We start from the raw sequence: 16,885 nt of genomic DNA on the forward strand, positions 1-16,885 counted from the left end.
TCCTGAATCCAGTTCAGGAAGACGAAAACTGCTATAGGGTGGGAGTTGTATATCTCGTCATTCCGTAAGTGTATTAATACGGAATCTTTTTATACTTGAAACATGATGCTTGAGTTCCGGAATCCAGTTCAAGAGGACGAAAACTAATAACATTTTTATGTCTGTTTAATTGATGATTTGTTCGTAATCAATTAAACAGACACACAAAATTAATTGTCTTTGTTTAGCTCATCATGTAATTCAATATTGAGCTCTAACACATTCAAATCGCCATCTTTTTTATCAAGGTTTATCGAGAATGTTTCGTCAGATACTTGAATATATTTACGTAAAACTTGAAGGATATCTTCGGTAAGCTGTGGTAAATAATCTGGTTGTTTATTACGACTATTGCGCTCATGCGCAACAATAATTTGTAGACGTTCTTTCGCTTTAGAAGCAGTAGTTACCTGTTTTTCTTTTTTACGTAAAAAGTAATCTAATAGTGCCATGTTATCCTCCAAACATACGACTAAATATGCCTTTCTTCTCGGCAACTAAAAATCTAAATTCTACAGTTTCACCTAACAAGCGATCAATTACGTCTTGGTAAGCTTGACCTGCATCACTTTCAGTATCAAGAATTACCGGCTCACCGGCATTTGAGGCTTTAAGTACGGCTTGTGACTCTGGAATAACACCTAATAATGGGATTGAAAGGATATCTTTAACATCTTCAACACTCAGCATTTCACCTTCTTCTACACGTTTAGGTGAATAACGAGTTAATAACAAATGTTCTTTGATTGGCTCTAAGTTAAGCTCCGCTCTACGTGAACGACTGGCAAGCATACCTAAAATACGATCTGAATCACGTACTGAAGATACTTCAGGGTTTGTTGTAACTATAGCTTCATCTGCATAATAAAGTGCCATCATTGCACCGGCTTCAATCCCCGCAGGTGAATCACAAACAATAAAGTCGAAGGTTTTACCAAGTTCTTCTAGTACTTTACCAACACTTTCTTTATTTAATGCATCTTTATCACGTGTTTGTGAAGCCGGTAAAATTGACAAACTACTTACACGTTTATCTTTAATTAGTGCTTGATTTAACGTAGCTTCACCGTTAATTACATTAACAAAATCGTATACTACTCGACGTTCGCAGCCCATAATTAAATCAAGATTACGTAAGCCTATATCAAAATCTATCAAGACAACTTTATGGCCTTTTAACGCTAAGCCAAGACCAATGGCAGCACTTGATGTTGTTTTACCAACACCGCCTTTACCTGATGTAACCACTATTATCCGTGCCATAGACCGAATATCCTTTTAAATTAAAATTAAATAAGTTTTGATGACGTTAATTCAGTGTCAGTCAAATGTATAAATGCTGGCGATCCCCAATGTTCTTCCATTGACTCACTTAGCCAATAGTTACCATTGATTGAGACCAACTCAGCTTCAAGATTTTGGCAATATATTTGTGCTTTATGATGACCTTTTGCACCGGCTATTGCTCTACCGCGTAACGAACCATATACATGAATGTTGCCATCTGCTATCACTTCTGCACCGGCAGATACCGAACCAATAATCACTAAGTTTTGATCTTTAGCATAAATTTGCTGGCCCGATCGGATTTGTCCTCGGTGAACTTTATCAGTATATAAATGCTCAACAACTTTTGGTGCTTCTATTGCCGTTTCTTTTACTTCACTCTTTGGTGCGATTGTTGATTTTGGTGGTACATTGGCCTTTGCTGTATTAACAAAAGAAAAGCCCAGTTCTCGAATATGAAAACGTTGTTCTTTTGTTACTGCGCCAGTAAAACCAACAAAAGTAAAGTTGAATTCTTCAATTAATGCTTTTACCGCTTGGTAATCAATTGAACACGAAAGTTGTTCAATATTGACCACAACAGGTACGAGATAAAAAAAGTCAGGGGCTTGTGCGACTTTTTTTGTTAAATCAGCCCGAATATCAGCTAATTCAGATGATTTTAAATGTAAAACTGATAGGGTAAAACTTGACCCTTTAAATTCAATACTGGCATCAGCCATAATAAAGGTGGTCCTAAATAACGCAACTCAATGTATATATATGCAATTTACCTTATAAATGCTGCTAAGTATAATGCAACGTGACAAAAAGTCGCCAAAATTGCCATTATTTAATTAAAAACAATAGCAATTCTGAAAAGTGAACGTAATGGATTTAGTATTACAACGCGCTTTTTAGTTTTGCAATCAAGGTTTCTTGGCCATGTTGATAACGACTAATTTCATTATTTGCCATAAGTAGCGAATAACTTAAATTAATTGATGCCACCAATAAAGTGCGCTCTCTACTAGCTGCGGACTTTTGTTGCTTAATGTCATTACACATAGCAGTGAGGTTGTTCACAGCCTGTTTTAAATCCTCTGCTTGTTCAGCTGAGCAAGAAAACTGATGTTGCTTGCCCATAATTTCAATGCTGAGTCCATTAGAGTCTTCGGCTAACATTAGCTTAGCTCTTCTACACTTTGTAATTTATCTAGTAGGTTTGCTAAAACTGTACTTGTTTGTTTTTGCTTTTCTTCACCTTCAAGAGCTTCTAATTGCAACATTTCATTTTCTTCAACCAGCACTGATTTTTGCTTTTCTAATTCAGCCACTTGGCTTTTTAGGTGGTTATTTTTTTCAATGATTTGTTCAATCAGTTGTTCGAGTTGTGGGAGAGTATTTTCTAACATAAGGCGCTCTGGTTAACTGTATAATAAATAAAAGCGCAAACTTAATCTAAAGTGAGAAAAAATGCTACTCTTTAGCGTAATTATTAGCTGAATTTTTGTAACAATTTTCAATTAAATGCTTGTATATGTTATTACGAACAAAAAACAAACGTTTAGCGTTGAATTTAAACAGTTAATAAGAATGGCTATCCAAAAAATTTAGGTCCATAGGGCAAGAGTAAATTAGGTTATATTTAAGGATTTTTTAAAGGTTCAGCACATGTTGTTTAAGGATTTAACTTAAGTGAGTAAATAGATTTTCAATATTGACATAAGTTAAAAAAATTTATGCACAGTGAATAAACAACACTTGCTTGATCAAACATTTTCCTTCATATTATCCGCGTAAACAAACAAGGATGTTTATTCTTATGGAAGATGATGAGCTCGACAGTCGTGATAACCTCTCGGCAAATATAATACTTGGTATTGCAACCCCTGAAGAAGTACAGATATTTAATAAATTAGTTGATGAATGGAATAGAGAGTTTGGGCGAAACTCTTCTGAGTTAAGTTAGCCGACGAATAAAGCCGCACGTAAGATAATTCTCTTGTTCAACGTTAATAGTAACAAATCAGTAACTATTAAAGAATAATTGCTATTTATTAGTTTTATTTAATCGATTAAGTTGATATCTAAACCACTTAATAGTCTGACCGCTTCGTAACGACAAAAAGTCGCGTTTTTAATAATGTTGTTTTTGATATTAATATCGTAATTTTCTGCTTCACTAAAATTCACACCAGTAAGATTAGTATTGTTAAATAAACTATCTTTTAAATCTGTACGGTTAAAACTGCCGCCCTTTACATTAGCTTCTCTAAAATCTACATCATGTGCTCGACATTCTTCAATGATGATTTTTTCTAATGCTAATCCATAAAAAGAAGATGAGTTAATCAGACATTTTTTAAAAATTAGCGGTGCTGATAGCATAAGATCACGCCAATGGGCCATAGTCCAGTTAACGCCAATAACTTTACAATTATCAAACGCAATATCGACAAATGTACTATTATTTACAGTAACGTTGTTTAGGTTACAGTCTAAAAATGTGCAATGAGTAAATTCACAATTCATAAAAATAGCCGCATTAAAATCACAAGACTTAAAATGACAGTTATAAAACTCTTTGTTTGAAATTTTATGTTCGGCGTATTTAATATCAATGAAATCTTGATCATGAATACTATTAATATCGTTTGTTAAATTTTTCAATGATTTTTATCCTGATACAGTTGATTGAAGATAAAATATAAAAAGAACGTAAAACGTTCTTTTTATATAAAATTCACATCGACATGACGATATTACAATGATTGAGTTATCACTACCGATGTAACTCACCTGCTCTTTCTGGCTGATAAGTTATCTCTTTAATTATCACTTTTATCAACCCGCCACCAGGTTTTGGCCATTCAATTTGATCCCCTTGAGAAAGACCCAGTAATGCACTGCCAACAGGTGCTAGAATTGATATTTTTTCGCCACTAGCATCAATATCTTTTGGGTATACTAAAGTTAACAGAAATTCTTCTTGAGAAGACTCAACAGAGAACTTAACGGTTGAGTTCATTGTTACTATGGTAGGAGGCACTTCTGAAGGCTCTACAATATTTGCTCGCGCAAGTTCTTTTTCAAGTTCATTTATACCAACTAATCCATCATTGGGTAATGATTCGATTAAATCATACAATCTGTCTGCATCTAATGATGAAATAGTTATTTCTGGTTGTTTGTTCATTTTCGTTCTCTATAACCTATAGTTTTAAGTTTTTTAACGAGTCTTAGTAACTCGTTTTATTCTTATTTGTGGATCCTATATATGGGATCTTGATACTCTAACTGTAATGATTTTTTTAAACAATCTATTAATAGCGACTAAACATGAATAAATTGTAAGTAAAGGATCATTTATTATATAAACAAGATAAACCGTAATAATTATTATTTAAAACAATAATTATTACGCTAAAACGAGTTAGCTTATTCCTTAATTATTTAATTATTTAATTATTTAATAAAGAATAACCAAGTGACGATTAAACGTTAGTATAAAGCGGTTAAGGAGCATTTCTTTGCGAAGGATCCCTTTTAAAATCACTAACAGTATTGTGTGGATCAATTTTATCTCGTTGATTCTTTGTCGCTTGAGCCCACCAATCTAATTGGTTAAATGTTCGACCAAAGTAATTAAACCAAGCTCTTTGATCTTCATGTGCTTCTATCGCTCCATCTTCGGTTAGTACTTCTTGTGCTTTGGGGATATGAATCATTGCTGACACAGAAAGGCAGCCTAGCTCCGAAAGAAATGTTCGCATTCCAATTGCCGCTCGCATCCCTCCCCATTGGCCTGCTGAATAAGTAACAATGGCACTGGGTTTATATGAAAATAAAGAACTACCAAAATGATTGAGTAAATTTGATAGTGCTGGGCTCATAGAATGATTATATTCAGGACTGACCATAATAAAGCCATCTGCAGACTCAATTTTTTCAGCAAGTGAACTTAAGGCCGCAGGGGCTTTACTGTTCGCATAAGAAAAGTATGGTTTAAATACAGACTCTAGTGGGTAATCTAACGCATCTATCAATTCAATTTCGTGATCACTAAATTGAATATTTAGACAATCTAAACAAGCTTTAGCAACACGTAAACCAAGACGAGCTGGTTTTGGCGGTGTACTATCACGTGTAGTGCCCAAAAATATTAAAAATTTCATTTAAAACTCCTTCTATTAAATGTGTATGTTTTTTTGTTATATTTATTAACGTCTATTAAATCAAGCGTATTTATAAACGGTTAGTCTAAATACCATAGATACACTAACCCCCCTAACATTATCCCTATAAATTTTATGGTTATTAAAATAAGTGATTGTGTAACAAAATCCAAGTAAATTCGTATTTTTTCACCAAATGATAGAATTTATTCTTTCAATTAATCAAAAACCTGGCTATATGGTCAGCTTTTTGCTTGTAGTAAGTCACAATTTTATATCAGATTAGTGATTCATTAACATATTAACAGTAACAGCTTGTTTTATAATGATATATTTACAGTAAAATCATTGGTTATTCTTTAAACGCTCCATTTTGTTGCATTTATCCCGTAAACCAAGCAGGTATTGCTCGTTGTTGATGCACTAACATTGCCGCTTCTTTTTAAGAAATAGGTTGGAACTTTATGAAAAAGTTAAAATATCGTTATACATTATCTATATGTACTCTTTTACTTAATATAATTTTAATGCCTGCTTACGCAGCTATTGAGCAAGAATTATCACTTAAAGGAGATAACTACCAAATACCTGCAATATTAACACTACCTGATTTTAAATCATTAAAACCATTCCCTGTTGTTATTATGTTGCATGGTACTGCTTCAAATAAAAATGAAGTGGGTAATTTATTTAAACGCTTAGCAGAAAAGCTCGCCAAACAGAATGTTGCTTCTATACGTTTCGATTTCGCAGGATCGGGGGCAAGTAGTGTCGATTATAAAGTTTACAACCTAGAAAACGCAGTAAATGATGTAGTTAACGTTCATCAGTTTATTCAGCAACAAAAGCGGCTTGAACACAAATCTATTCATTTATTGGGGTTTAGCCAAGGAGGTCTCATTGCCCAGTTAGCAGCAGTTAATGAGACATTACCTGTAGCCTCCATGGTTACTTGGTCAAGTGTCGCTGGCAATGGTATTGGTAGCTTTCAGCCATTTTTTACACAATACGAACAAGAAGCAATAAATAACGGCTTTGCTGAAATAAATTACCCTTGGCTCGATAAACCATTAAATTTTAGTCATCAATGGTTTGAGCAAATACGTAATAATACTAGTCTTACTCAAATGGCTATGTATCAAGGCAGATTACTCGCGATAGCAGGAGATGCAGATAAAACAGTGCCTTGGCAAAACTCTCTGTCATTAATAAAAGGAGCAAAACAAGCTCAAACATCTCTGTATTTAATCAAGAATGCTAATCATATATTCAATGTATTAGCTGACAATAGCGCTGAGTTGAATAATGATCAATCCCTTGCGGAGGAATTATTAGCGATAACAGCACACTATTTTATTGATCAAACTAAACAATAATTTAAACCGAGTTCAGGTTAAATAGTAAATCAAATAACATTAAAATATGACAATTAACCAAAGGATACATTAATGAGAACACTCATTTTTACACTTGCTTTATGCTTCACCTCTGTAGTTTTCGCTAAACCCGTAATTTTTGACAATGATATGGCAATAGATGATTGGGCGGCATTATTATTTTTACTTCAACACCCTCAGGCTGACGTAGTTGCTATCACTATCTCATCAAGTGGCGAAAGTCATTGTTCTCCAGGCCTTACCAATACCAACTCATTACTTGACCTGTCAAAATATAGCCGTGATTCCGTGTTAGTTGCTTGTGGCGATGATGAACCACTAGACGGATATGCCGTATTTCCAGATGCGTGGCGAAAAGACTCTGATACATTATCCGGTGTAGCCGTTAAGCCAAGTAACCGTAAGGCTTCGTCTGAGCATGCAATCGAGATTATTCACCAAGCAATTAAAGAAGCTAACGAGCCTGTTATTATTGTTGCAACAGGTACGCTTACCAATATTGCCCAATGGATAGAAAAATATCCTGCAGATATGAAAGAAGTATCTCGCCTTATTATTATGGGCGGTAATGTTGACGCACCAGGTAATATTATTGTACCTAATTTCACCGATGGCCATCCGAATGTCAGTGCCGAGTGGAATATATTTATTGACCCATTGGCCGCAGACAAGGTGCTTGCTTCTGGTTTGCCGATTGAATTAGTTGGTTTAGATGTAACAAATTCTGTTAGATTAACCGCTAAAGTTGCCAGTGAATTTAAGAAAAGTGTCACAACGCCTGCTGCTCAGTTTTGGGATCAAATATTAGATAAAAATGATTGGTTCATTGAATCAGGTGAATATTATTTTTGGGATACTTTAGCGGCAATAGTGGCTGTTGAACCAGAATTATGTGAAGGTGAAATGGGATCATTTAGTGTTGAGCATAAAGCTACCGACACCCCTTGGTTACCAACATCACAACTTGATTTTCCTAAAAAACGTTGGGATGGACAAGACCGCCAACATCTTGATGCACAATGGGCTGGTAAGTTGATAAAGTCTGATAAATATCCTGCGATTAAAGTATGTAAGAAAACCAATCCGAGTAAAGTATTCTCGTTATTTTCTGAAGTTTTAAATCGTCAGTAAGCGTATAACTCTCCAACAACCTCCGTCTATTTATGACTAGTTAAGTTTATAAATAGACGGTTCATACTGCACACTAATTTCGCGCTACTAAGATTGATATTCAAAGGTTTTTACACCTTCTGGAATTTGAAACCAATCTTGTTTTTCACTAACCCACAGATGCGCTGTAGGATTTATAATACGGGTATCAGATAAATTAGTAGGCTTAAGTTTTAATTTCTCTGGATCTTTAGGGTCGTAATGATAAATTCGATTACCACAAGTAACACAAAATTTAGCTGCACTGACATTGCCACTGTCAGCAAGGCGACTCCAATCTTTCATCTCCCCCTTAAATACAACAGTGTCAGTTTTTACCATAGCCGTAATGCTAAATGCACTAGTTGATAATTTTTGACATTCGATACAATGGCACGCAATGACCATCAAAGGTGGCTCTAGCAGTTCATAGGTAACGCCGCCACATTGGCAAGCGCCTTGAATAGGGTATTGAATATTTTTCATGGTTTACTCTCTATCATTTAAGTTAAAATAAACCACGTTTAATGGCTTAACGTTAATAATTTACAATTTGATCGATTTTATTATCCATAATTAAGCCAACCCATTGACTCAGCATATTTTAGTAGCATTCCACTACACATAACAACAACAATTGCCCTCAGATATGCAGGATTGATTTTGAATAGACAATGAGACCCTGCCCATGCACCCAAGACTTGACCAAGCATCATGGTTATTCCAATTGCCCAAACAATATGACCTGCAATTATAAATACAATTAAAGAGGCAATATTAGTCGCAAAATTTAACGACTTGGCAATTGCCGTAGCAGAGATTAAGTCATGACCTCGACACGAAACACCCGATAACGCAAAGAAAGATCCCGTACCTGGACCAAACATACCATCATAATAACCAACTAAAGGTACAACAATATTTTTGTACTTATCATACGACATTTTAGATTTACTATCATGTATCGCTGGATTAGGTGAAATAAGAAAATATACAGCAATAAATATAAGTACGATAGGAATAACAAATGACAAGACTTCAGTATTTATGAACTGCACCGTGATGGTGCCTACAGTAGCCCCAACAAACGCCATTAACATTAAAGGTTTAACATGCTCCCATTTAATTCTTCTGTTTTTTATCATCATATAGGTCGCAGTTGCTGTCCCCATACTACCTTGAAGTTTATTAGTCCCTAAAGCGGTTAAAGGGGGAACACCACTTAAAATTAAGGCGGGTATAGAAATAAGTCCCCCACCGCCAGCTAAGGTATCAATTAAACCTGCTACTACGGCGACTAAAAATAACAGAGATAATAATTCAATAGATATATTAGCGAATTCCAATTAACTGCCCTTCTCTTTATCGCGTTATAACAAGGTAATAATATTTATTGTCGTATTTTAATCATAAACATTATTCAGGTAATACGACATTTAAGCTACTGAGTAAATAGTAATAAGCGACAACGGTTAAAATACCAAGTCCTAGTACTAATAAGGTTCGATACTTTGCCCCGTGACGATGGTTATTTTTACGTTCTGCATGAGAAGCAACATCCATCATTTCATCACCAAAGTAGATAGATAAGAAAGTACCTAATGCACTGATTATTAGAATACTCCAATACGGATATGGCTCTGATAGAATATGCTTAAGTAACCTTGTTATAAACGTTAAATCATAAGTGTCTGAGCTAGTTGCGATATAAAAAACATTAATAGCAATAGCCACAAACCAGAGTACTATTTGCGTATAGGCCATTTTAATTTTAAAAAGTAATCTAATAGGAAAAGCAAGAATAAAGCCTCCATCTGCAACTGGCGTACATAACACAAAGAAGCTCCAGGTTAAAATAGAAACACCTAAACCAGTAGAAGCATCATATTTCCAACTCATATACAAAAAGTAGGCAATAATGATGGATATCAAGGCTAGAAATTTTAGTAGTGATTCTCCGTGTGTTTTATGTTTAGGATTAAAGGCTATTGTATTCTGATTGTTTTTAAACACATGCATTCCAACTTACTGAAGTGATCTTTATATTATTGATTAAGCCAAGCAATGGCGTCGTTTTCTTTTTCAAAGTACTTAATTTCACCTGACATAAACCAGTCAGCGACTTTTACTGAGAATGCTTGCCATTTTTTATTACCATAAAGCGCGACCTTATTAAAACTAGTACCGTGTTTTAAACCAAGTTTTAGATCATCCCAAGCAGCTCTAAGCTCCCAACCGTCTAATTCCGTTCCATCAAATAAAACATTAACGGTAGGAGTTCTCACTTGAGTTAACATAGATTCAATAAAGGGTGTAATTATTTCATAATCTTGATGGGTTAGTTTGCCTTGAGCCTTTATAAAAAGAAAAAAATCATTTTCGGCTCTTTCCATACCTATTGATAGGCCATGACGTTTACTATGCATTTCGATCCTCTCCAATTAAAATATAATAATCAACGTAAGTTAATATACCTGTTAGTGAAAGAAATCACTGTAATTTAAATTTATGCTAAAACTAAAGAAAATACACTTAACCAAAGCAACTGGAAACCATAAGAAATACGCTGATAAATACCTGGATTAGTTTGAGTACGAACGGCCCTAGCCATCGCAAATAAATAATACACAGCAGCGACTACAGAAACAATTGAAAAAATTTTAAAATGCAAAGGGATAAGCGCTGTGGTTGGACTAACAGCAACTAATATGGGCGCGATAACTAATGAAAGTAGCATAATAAAACCCGCCCAAGAATGTATTTTGCAATGAAAAGTTGGGGTTTTAGTAAAAGGATCGGCATCCATTGGGAAGTATCCTGCAATCCAAGTACCAATACCATGAGCAATAACAAGCCAACCTGTCATGTTTATTAATATTGAGACGTTTGGAATACTCACTAGATACCAGCCAAACAAGCAAAATAAAACGCCTAAAGGGTAATTATTAATTAATGGTGATAATTTTTCAGTTGGACTACCCGTTGCACCAAGTTCACTACAAAATTGTTTAGAATGGCTGTAACCAGTATAAAAACAACTTGCGACATAAACCCCAATGATAATCCAAACACTTGCAATTAAGCCTGAATAAATCGCAATATTTTGAAACATGAGCGCTTCCCTTATTAGTATATAACCTTAAATAGACATGAATATTGACTAGATAAACTATTGAGTACCTAATACTTAGTGAATTATTTATATCGTGAGATCTCTACTTACTAACAACTGATGCCAGATCTTTTGTTAAAAACATGCTGTAAGGATCTTCTTGATAATCTGCAAAAGGCTTACATTCTTCAAAGGCAAAATTTTTATATAGTTGTTGAGCCGGAAGAAATGCTGTTTGAGTCCCTGTTTCTAAGCTAATTTTAGTAAACGATTCCTTTTTCGCTATCGCTAACATGTGCGTTAATAACTTAGCGGCAACGCCCCTTCTCAAAAAATGCTGTGATGTTCGCATTGATTTAAGTTCAACATGCTTATTATCAAGCTTTTTTAACGCGCCACACCCAGCTAATTGATCGTTAATCCAAGCAGTAAAAAAAGTAACCTCCGGTGCCTTTAATGAAGATAAATCCAATGCATGAACACTTTCCGGCGGAGAATGCTGCAACATATCTTCGTGATGTTCTTGTAATAACGTTTTAACCTCGAGGCTTTCAAGGTTATCAATTTTAATTTTCATTTATCTACTTATATGGTTAATTACATTTTTCTACACGCCAAGGTGGATTGAGGCGATTTTCTCCAGCCCAGTATAGCTTTATTTTATTACCTGAAGGATCGTGTAATATCGCTTCTCGCCATAAATAGCTTTGATCTGTAGGCTCTTGGTCAAAATTAATACCCCGCACCTTTAAATCATTAACCCAGTTATCCAGCGCTTCATGTTCAAAATAAATGACGGCACTGTTGGTAATTTTAGCTTTTTCTAATAATAGTGAAAAACTTGCACCACCTTCGGGACACTCAAAACGTGCATAATGTGGCGTATCAACAATTTGTGTAAAACCTAAAGTTCGATAAAATTTTGTCGATACTTCCATATCGTTAACAGGTAATGTAACTTGATTTAAGTTCACTTATCCTCCTAGTGGTTGTTTACTTGTAAATACTTACTTGTATAAAGCACTTAACTTACTAATTACTTTAACATTATCGTGGGAATTTTCTATATTTTTTTGTGTAAACCAAATAGGCTTAATTCCTGCGTTTATTGCAGGGTTAATATCTTTTTCAAAATTATCACCAACCATGGCTATATTAGCTAAGGGCGTATTGAGTTTATTTAAAATAGATGAGAGAAATTCAGGACTTCCTTTTAAAAACCCTACATTTTCTTGACAAAAATAGCCGGTAATAAATTGACTTAAACCAACCCGTTCAAAGGCTAATTTAATTTCTAATTCAGTGGAATCAGCAGCGCCTGTCGCAATATATATTTGTGCCGTTTTAGCTAATGTTTCTAATGCTTCTCTAGCGCCATAAACCGCCTCTACTTTTTCCCAATGACACATTTTTCCACTAACATCCGGGAAATCAACCATTAAAGTATCTCCCCAATCAAAAAGGTATACCTCAATCATTATGACTCCATGCTTACATAGTTAGGAAGCGCTTGAATGTTATTTATCCATTGTTGAATTGCTGGGTATTCACTTAAATCAACCCCTCCTTCATGGGCAACATGAGTGTAGCCATAAAGAGAGATATCAGCAGTTGTTAAATCATTGCCTACCAAATAAGGTGTTTTTTGCAATTGCCCTTCCATTACTTTAAGCGCTTTGTGACCACCCGCTTGCTTTGCTTCATAATCAGCTTTACGATCTGCAGGTAAACCTAGGTATTTAGCGATAAACCTTGCTACAGCAATAAAGGGCTCATGACTATATTGTTCAAAAAATTGCCATTGCTGAATTTTAGCAACATCAAAGCTATTTTTGGGAATAAGTAAGGAGTCAGTAGCAAGATAATTGATAATGGCATTAGATTCCGATAAAAATCGACCATCATCTAGCTCAAGCAATGGAATTTTTCCATTCGGATTCTTTTCTAAAAAAGACGCTGTTAGTGTTTCGTTCGCAAGGATATCGATATTGATCCATTCGTGCTCAATAGCTAAAAGCGATGTGAGTAATTTTACTTTATAACAATTACCTGACTGACTATCTGCATAAATTTTCAATTGGATTTCCTTAAGTTAACGTACACGATTCAGTAATATAAATAACTCTAAACAATCAATAGATATAATCCTAAGAATTGAAGCAGTAAAATTATCATATCAGGGCGAGAAAATTATATAAAAAAGGCCATAGTTTATAAAACTATGGCCTATTAATTTATCAAAATTATTAATTACTTATCAAGCGCTTGATGAAATGCTTTGATAAAGGCATCATAGTCTTCATAGTGTGGCATATGCCCTAACCCTTCTAATTCAATTAGTGTCGAGCCTGCAATGCGATTCTGAGTATCTACACCAAGTTGTTTGAAGTTACCTAGCTTTCTAGTTTCACCCGCTTTCATCCAACCTCGACCAGGACCTGTAGTATCTCGCGTACCAATAATAATTACCGTGTCATTTTTAATTTGAGAAAATCTATCAACAATATTTTCTGAAAAAATAGGTCCGTAAGTTAGCGCATTATTCCAAGCAACTGTTTGCCAGTCATCACCGGCAAGCATACCTTTTAGAGGAATTAATAGTTTTTCATATTCCTCAGACCATTTACCATCATAATAATTTTTCTTCTGATAGTCTCTCGCTTTATCCAGTGTTTTACCGAGTTCGTTTTTATAAAAAAAGTTAACATCTTTAAATTCAGTGTATTTACCATAAGCTTCTAAGCCAATAGGATTAATCAAAATTAACTTATTAACCTTATCAGCATAATTAGCAGTATATGTTGTTGCTACCATACCGCCCATGGAATGACCGACAATATCAGCTTTGTTAATGTGTAAACTATCCAATAGTAGTTTAGTGTTTAACGCTAACTGACCAAAGCTATATTGGTAGTAGTCAGGCTTTGACGATTTACCAAAACCAATTTGATCAGGAATAATAACTCGGTAATTGTTGTTAAGTAAGTCGTTTGCAACGCTTTCCCAGTAGTAACCAGCAAAGTTTTTACCATGTAACAAGACTATTGTTTTTTTTGCGTTTTTATCACCAATGTCCATATAGCGCATTTTTAACATTTTATTTTGAGAATTAAAATCAAATGTTTTTACTTCAAACGGATATGCAAAGCCATCCAGTTCTTTATTGTATTTCACAGTAGGAGCCGCGAATGCCTGTGACATTGCAACAACAATAGAAAATAAAATAAAACAATACTTTTTCATAAAATCTCACTTAATAAATGGGTTAATGCTTTAACTTGTTATAAATAGATGAATCAAGAAAATTATTTAATTCACGTCATTATAAGGTCTTATTCATTGAAATATTTTCTATTTTTGTAAAATATTATTTGTTGTTGCTTGTTTTTGGACTGAGTAAGCAGTTATTCGCTTTATCACATTTTCCTAATACCCATTTCAAACCTTGAATAGCGGTGGTTGGAAATGCGGTCGCATGATCTGCTTGCGGAATAATCATTAATTTTACATTTAAGTTATCTGATTGCCAATTTAACATTCTTTTATAAAACTCTTGGGCATCGCCAACCATATTGTAGCCAGCCCCGAACTCTATAGTCTCGAGTTCACCAATGGCAATAAATACATTGGCGTTAATGGCTACATTTTGCTTAGCAAATTCTAATTCTTGCGTAAAAATATACTCATTGTCCCACCAATAGGATGGACTACCTAAAATATAGTTTTTAAACATACTTGGTTTATTTAATAGAATATAAGTGCCAAATAAACCACCAAGGGAATTTCCAATAAAGGTTCGATTAGTTGGGTCAGTACGATACTTAGTATCGATATAGTCAAAGACTGACTTTTCAATAAATTCAGCGTGTTGCTTGGCCTCGCCCGTTTTATCTTTCCACTTTTTATTAAATGTTGGTGTGTAGTCGCGATTTCGGCTCGACGAACCTTTACTGCCTTTAGCATACGAAATACCAACAATAATTGCTTCTTCCATAACGGCAATGTTCATTGGATAACGAGTTGCGCCTGACACTATCTGAAATTCGTAATAAGCATCCGTTAGATAAATAACAGGATATTGTTTCTCGACTTGTTTGTTATAGGAAGCGGGAGTTTTTATAAATAAAGGGTAAATTAAATTTGTTGCCGGATCATTAATGTCTACCACGGTGCTTCGAGGTATATTAAATGGCGTTGATGTTACTGCGTCTGCAAACACAGCAAAAGAAGTAAAGAGTAAAAAAGTGAAAAATGCTTTCAATGTATGTAATTTAATGTGAATGTCCTTTTAATATTTTTTAATATTTAACCTGAATTCGGTTCAAGATGTTTTTAATCTATTGAAATATAACTATATTTTACACTCTAACTTAATAGTTTTTCTTAATTCAAGGCAAATTTCGCGTCAATAGCTAGTGTATTGCAAGTAAATTTAATGATGAAGTAAGGAAAATAACCATTAGAGAAGGATTTATTAAGCCGAGCTCAGGTTTTTAATAATCATTTTAGTTAACATAATATTGCGACCTTGAAAATCTATCATAAACTCTTGTTGAGCAACAAAACCAAACTTTTCATAAAGTGCAATTGCACGCACATTTGACTTCAAAACGAACAAAAACGCATTACTTGGCAATTTAGGAACAATATAGGACAGAAGTTTAGCAGCTACCCCTTTACTTCTTGCATTAGGCTCAACAAATAGCCAATTTATTTTTCTTCCTAAATAACCGCAAAAGCCTAGAATCGCGCCATCTTCATATACATAAACATCAGAGCTATCCAATAGCGCTAATATGTGTTTATCTTCAGCCCAAGGCAGCAACGAAAACTGACCTTCTTCACGATAAAATTCGTCAGGATGAGCAGTATTATATATCTCTGCTAGTTGTTCAAAATCGTCATCTTTATATCGTCTGATTATCATTGTACTACTCATTACAATAACCATAAAATATGGCCAATAATGTAGAATTTAAAAATAAATAAAGACAAAAAATCAGTCTTTATTGGTTACGCGTTACACAACTAAACGCCAAGTAAAGCTAAGTGTTTAATTTTTTTGTAGCGTAATGACATTGAAATACAATGAGATAGCTCATTTATAGGCAAAGTGCCATCGACATTTAAAATAATCGCACGATTACCTTCATATTTAAACGTATCACCATAAATTTCTTTAAATGTTTCTACTAATGTTGTTTTACAGTTGAAATAAATACCAAACTGTTCGGGGGATTTTGCTTTCCAATCAATACGAATAGTACTACCGATATTAGATACATAACTAGGCTCGCCCCATTTTAACGTTTCTTCTATACTCGTAATACCTTCTTGCTCAGCAACAGTTAATATTACTTCACGTATTTGTTGAAGTAATTTATTAATATGAGGAGGATAACTTTCAAATTTTTTCTTTACTATTAAATCCATTTTAAAACCATCCATTGAAAAGCAGAGAATTTATTCATCACCAGAGTCATCATTAGTATTCTTCGCTTTGATTGCGCCAACAGCAGACCATGTTGAAACACCATAAGGTACTAAATAGGTCAGTAAAATTTTAAACCCATCTTGGCTGGAAAAAGACAAATCTAATATTTTTTCTCCATGATTGATAAAAGCCAACATAGTACCAACAAGCACAGCAACCTTAATAGCTCTAATAACAACAGCACGTGAACAGGCTATGGCAAAAAAACTTTTATTTACCGAGGTTATCGTTCGATCAGTCAAGAGACTCC

Annotated in this window: 25 protein-coding genes; 3 read left to right on the top strand and 22 right to left on the bottom strand. The window is 34.4% G+C overall.

The window, feature by feature from the left end; translation table 11 throughout:
- Positions 1–209: 209 nt before the first annotated feature.
- From minE to KO509_RS14915, 5 genes are all read right to left on the bottom strand, one after another.
- Positions 210–491, bottom strand: a complete 282-nt coding sequence (gene minE, locus KO509_RS14895) for a cell division topological specificity factor MinE (RefSeq protein ID WP_215974065.1) — start codon at positions 489–491, stop codon at positions 210–212.
- A gap of 1 nt (position 492) precedes the next feature.
- Positions 493–1,302 (bottom strand): septum site-determining protein MinD, encoded by an 810-nt coding sequence (gene minD, locus KO509_RS14900; protein ID WP_215974066.1) that lies wholly within the window; start codon positions 1,300–1,302, stop codon positions 493–495.
- 26 nt (positions 1,303–1,328) lie between these two features.
- Complete coding sequence (gene minC, locus KO509_RS14905) at positions 1,329–2,048, bottom strand: septum site-determining protein MinC (protein ID WP_215974067.1); 720 nt, start codon at positions 2,046–2,048, stop codon at positions 1,329–1,331.
- A 160-nt stretch (positions 2,049–2,208) separates the two neighbouring features.
- A complete protein-coding gene (locus KO509_RS14910; RefSeq protein ID WP_215974068.1) occupies positions 2,209–2,490 on the bottom strand; it encodes a cell division protein ZapA in 282 nt (93 codons plus the stop codon).
- A complete protein-coding gene (locus KO509_RS14915) occupies positions 2,490–2,720 on the bottom strand; it encodes a DUF904 domain-containing protein (RefSeq protein ID WP_215974069.1) in 231 nt (76 codons plus the stop codon). The genes KO509_RS14910 and KO509_RS14915 overlap by 1 nt, the downstream gene beginning before the upstream one ends.
- Positions 2,721–3,130: 410 nt before the next feature.
- Here KO509_RS14915 and KO509_RS14920 point away from each other — a divergent pair, with 410 nt between their 5' ends.
- Positions 3,131–3,277, top strand: a complete 147-nt coding sequence (locus KO509_RS14920) for a hypothetical protein (RefSeq protein WP_215974070.1) — start codon at positions 3,131–3,133, stop codon at positions 3,275–3,277.
- A gap of 98 nt (positions 3,278–3,375) precedes the next feature.
- On the opposite strand, the gene KO509_RS14925 is transcribed toward KO509_RS14920, so the two are convergent.
- The 3 genes from KO509_RS14925 to KO509_RS14935 form a co-directional block, all read right to left on the bottom strand.
- Entirely contained in the window at positions 3,376–3,978 is a 603-nt protein-coding gene (locus tag KO509_RS14925; protein WP_252727618.1) for a pentapeptide repeat-containing protein, read from the bottom strand.
- A 112-nt stretch (positions 3,979–4,090) separates the two neighbouring features.
- Positions 4,091–4,504 (bottom strand): nucleoside diphosphate kinase regulator, encoded by a 414-nt coding sequence (gene rnk, locus KO509_RS14930; protein ID WP_215974071.1) that lies wholly within the window; start codon positions 4,502–4,504, stop codon positions 4,091–4,093.
- A 319-nt stretch (positions 4,505–4,823) separates the two neighbouring features.
- Entirely contained in the window at positions 4,824–5,483 is a 660-nt protein-coding gene (locus KO509_RS14935; protein ID WP_215974072.1) for an NAD(P)H-dependent oxidoreductase, read from the bottom strand.
- A 464-nt stretch (positions 5,484–5,947) separates the two neighbouring features.
- Between KO509_RS14935 and KO509_RS14940 the strand changes: the two genes are divergently transcribed.
- Both KO509_RS14940 and KO509_RS14945 read left to right on the top strand, forming a co-directional pair.
- A complete protein-coding gene (locus tag KO509_RS14940) occupies positions 5,948–6,859 on the top strand; it encodes an alpha/beta fold hydrolase (RefSeq protein WP_215974073.1) in 912 nt (303 codons plus the stop codon).
- Between the two features lie 72 nt (positions 6,860–6,931).
- Positions 6,932–8,011 carry a nucleoside hydrolase gene (locus KO509_RS14945; RefSeq protein ID WP_215974074.1) on the top strand — a complete coding sequence of 360 codons (1,080 nt, stop codon included), beginning with the start codon at positions 6,932–6,934 and terminating at the stop codon, positions 8,009–8,011.
- Between the two features lie 87 nt (positions 8,012–8,098).
- Here KO509_RS14945 and KO509_RS14950 read toward each other — a convergent pair whose 3' ends face one another.
- The 14 genes from KO509_RS14950 to nrtS form a co-directional block, all read right to left on the bottom strand.
- Positions 8,099–8,515 (bottom strand): GFA family protein, encoded by a 417-nt coding sequence (locus KO509_RS14950; RefSeq protein ID WP_215974075.1) that lies wholly within the window; start codon positions 8,513–8,515, stop codon positions 8,099–8,101.
- A gap of 80 nt (positions 8,516–8,595) precedes the next feature.
- Positions 8,596–9,375: a TSUP family transporter gene (locus tag KO509_RS14955; protein WP_215974076.1), complete on the bottom strand. Its 780-nt coding sequence runs from the start codon at positions 9,373–9,375 to the stop codon at positions 8,596–8,598.
- Positions 9,376–9,445: 70 nt separating this feature from the next.
- A complete protein-coding gene (locus tag KO509_RS14960; RefSeq protein WP_252727620.1) occupies positions 9,446–10,042 on the bottom strand; it encodes a hypothetical protein in 597 nt (198 codons plus the stop codon).
- Between the two features lie 32 nt (positions 10,043–10,074).
- On the bottom strand, positions 10,075–10,455 hold the full coding sequence (locus KO509_RS14965; RefSeq protein ID WP_215974078.1) for an STAS/SEC14 domain-containing protein: 381 nt from the start codon (positions 10,453–10,455) through the stop codon (positions 10,075–10,077).
- 80 nt (positions 10,456–10,535) lie between these two features.
- Positions 10,536–11,141: a DUF998 domain-containing protein gene (locus tag KO509_RS14970; protein ID WP_215974079.1), complete on the bottom strand. Its 606-nt coding sequence runs from the start codon at positions 11,139–11,141 to the stop codon at positions 10,536–10,538.
- Positions 11,142–11,244: 103 nt separating this feature from the next.
- Positions 11,245–11,718 (bottom strand): GNAT family N-acetyltransferase, encoded by a 474-nt coding sequence (locus tag KO509_RS14975; RefSeq protein WP_215974080.1) that lies wholly within the window; start codon positions 11,716–11,718, stop codon positions 11,245–11,247.
- A 16-nt stretch (positions 11,719–11,734) separates the two neighbouring features.
- Positions 11,735–12,115, bottom strand: coding sequence for a VOC family protein (locus tag KO509_RS14980; protein WP_215974081.1), 381 nt, complete (start codon positions 12,113–12,115; stop codon positions 11,735–11,737).
- Positions 12,116–12,148: 33 nt separating this feature from the next.
- Positions 12,149–12,619, bottom strand: coding sequence for an HAD hydrolase-like protein (locus KO509_RS14985; protein ID WP_215974082.1), 471 nt, complete (start codon positions 12,617–12,619; stop codon positions 12,149–12,151).
- Complete coding sequence (locus KO509_RS14990) at positions 12,619–13,218, bottom strand: glutathione S-transferase family protein (RefSeq protein WP_215974083.1); 600 nt, start codon at positions 13,216–13,218, stop codon at positions 12,619–12,621. Before KO509_RS14990 ends, KO509_RS14985 begins: the two co-directional genes overlap by 1 nt.
- A 173-nt stretch (positions 13,219–13,391) precedes the next feature.
- On the bottom strand, positions 13,392–14,384 hold the full coding sequence (locus tag KO509_RS14995) for an alpha/beta hydrolase (protein ID WP_215974084.1): 993 nt from the start codon (positions 14,382–14,384) through the stop codon (positions 13,392–13,394).
- Positions 14,385–14,508: 124 nt separating this feature from the next.
- Positions 14,509–15,402, bottom strand: coding sequence for an alpha/beta hydrolase-fold protein (locus KO509_RS15000; protein ID WP_215974085.1), 894 nt, complete (start codon positions 15,400–15,402; stop codon positions 14,509–14,511).
- Between the two features lie 213 nt (positions 15,403–15,615).
- Positions 15,616–16,080, bottom strand: a complete 465-nt coding sequence (locus KO509_RS15005) for a GNAT family N-acetyltransferase (RefSeq protein WP_215974086.1) — start codon at positions 16,078–16,080, stop codon at positions 15,616–15,618.
- A gap of 89 nt (positions 16,081–16,169) precedes the next feature.
- A complete protein-coding gene (locus KO509_RS15010; RefSeq protein WP_215974087.1) occupies positions 16,170–16,574 on the bottom strand; it encodes a DUF1801 domain-containing protein in 405 nt (134 codons plus the stop codon).
- A gap of 30 nt (positions 16,575–16,604) precedes the next feature.
- Positions 16,605–16,877: a nitrate/nitrite transporter NrtS gene (gene nrtS / locus KO509_RS15015; RefSeq protein ID WP_215974088.1), complete on the bottom strand. Its 273-nt coding sequence runs from the start codon at positions 16,875–16,877 to the stop codon at positions 16,605–16,607.
- Positions 16,878–16,885 lie beyond the last annotated feature (8 nt).

Source organism: Colwellia sp. C2M11 (assembly GCF_018860915.1).
Taxonomy (GTDB): domain Bacteria; phylum Pseudomonadota; class Gammaproteobacteria; order Enterobacterales; family Alteromonadaceae; genus Colwellia.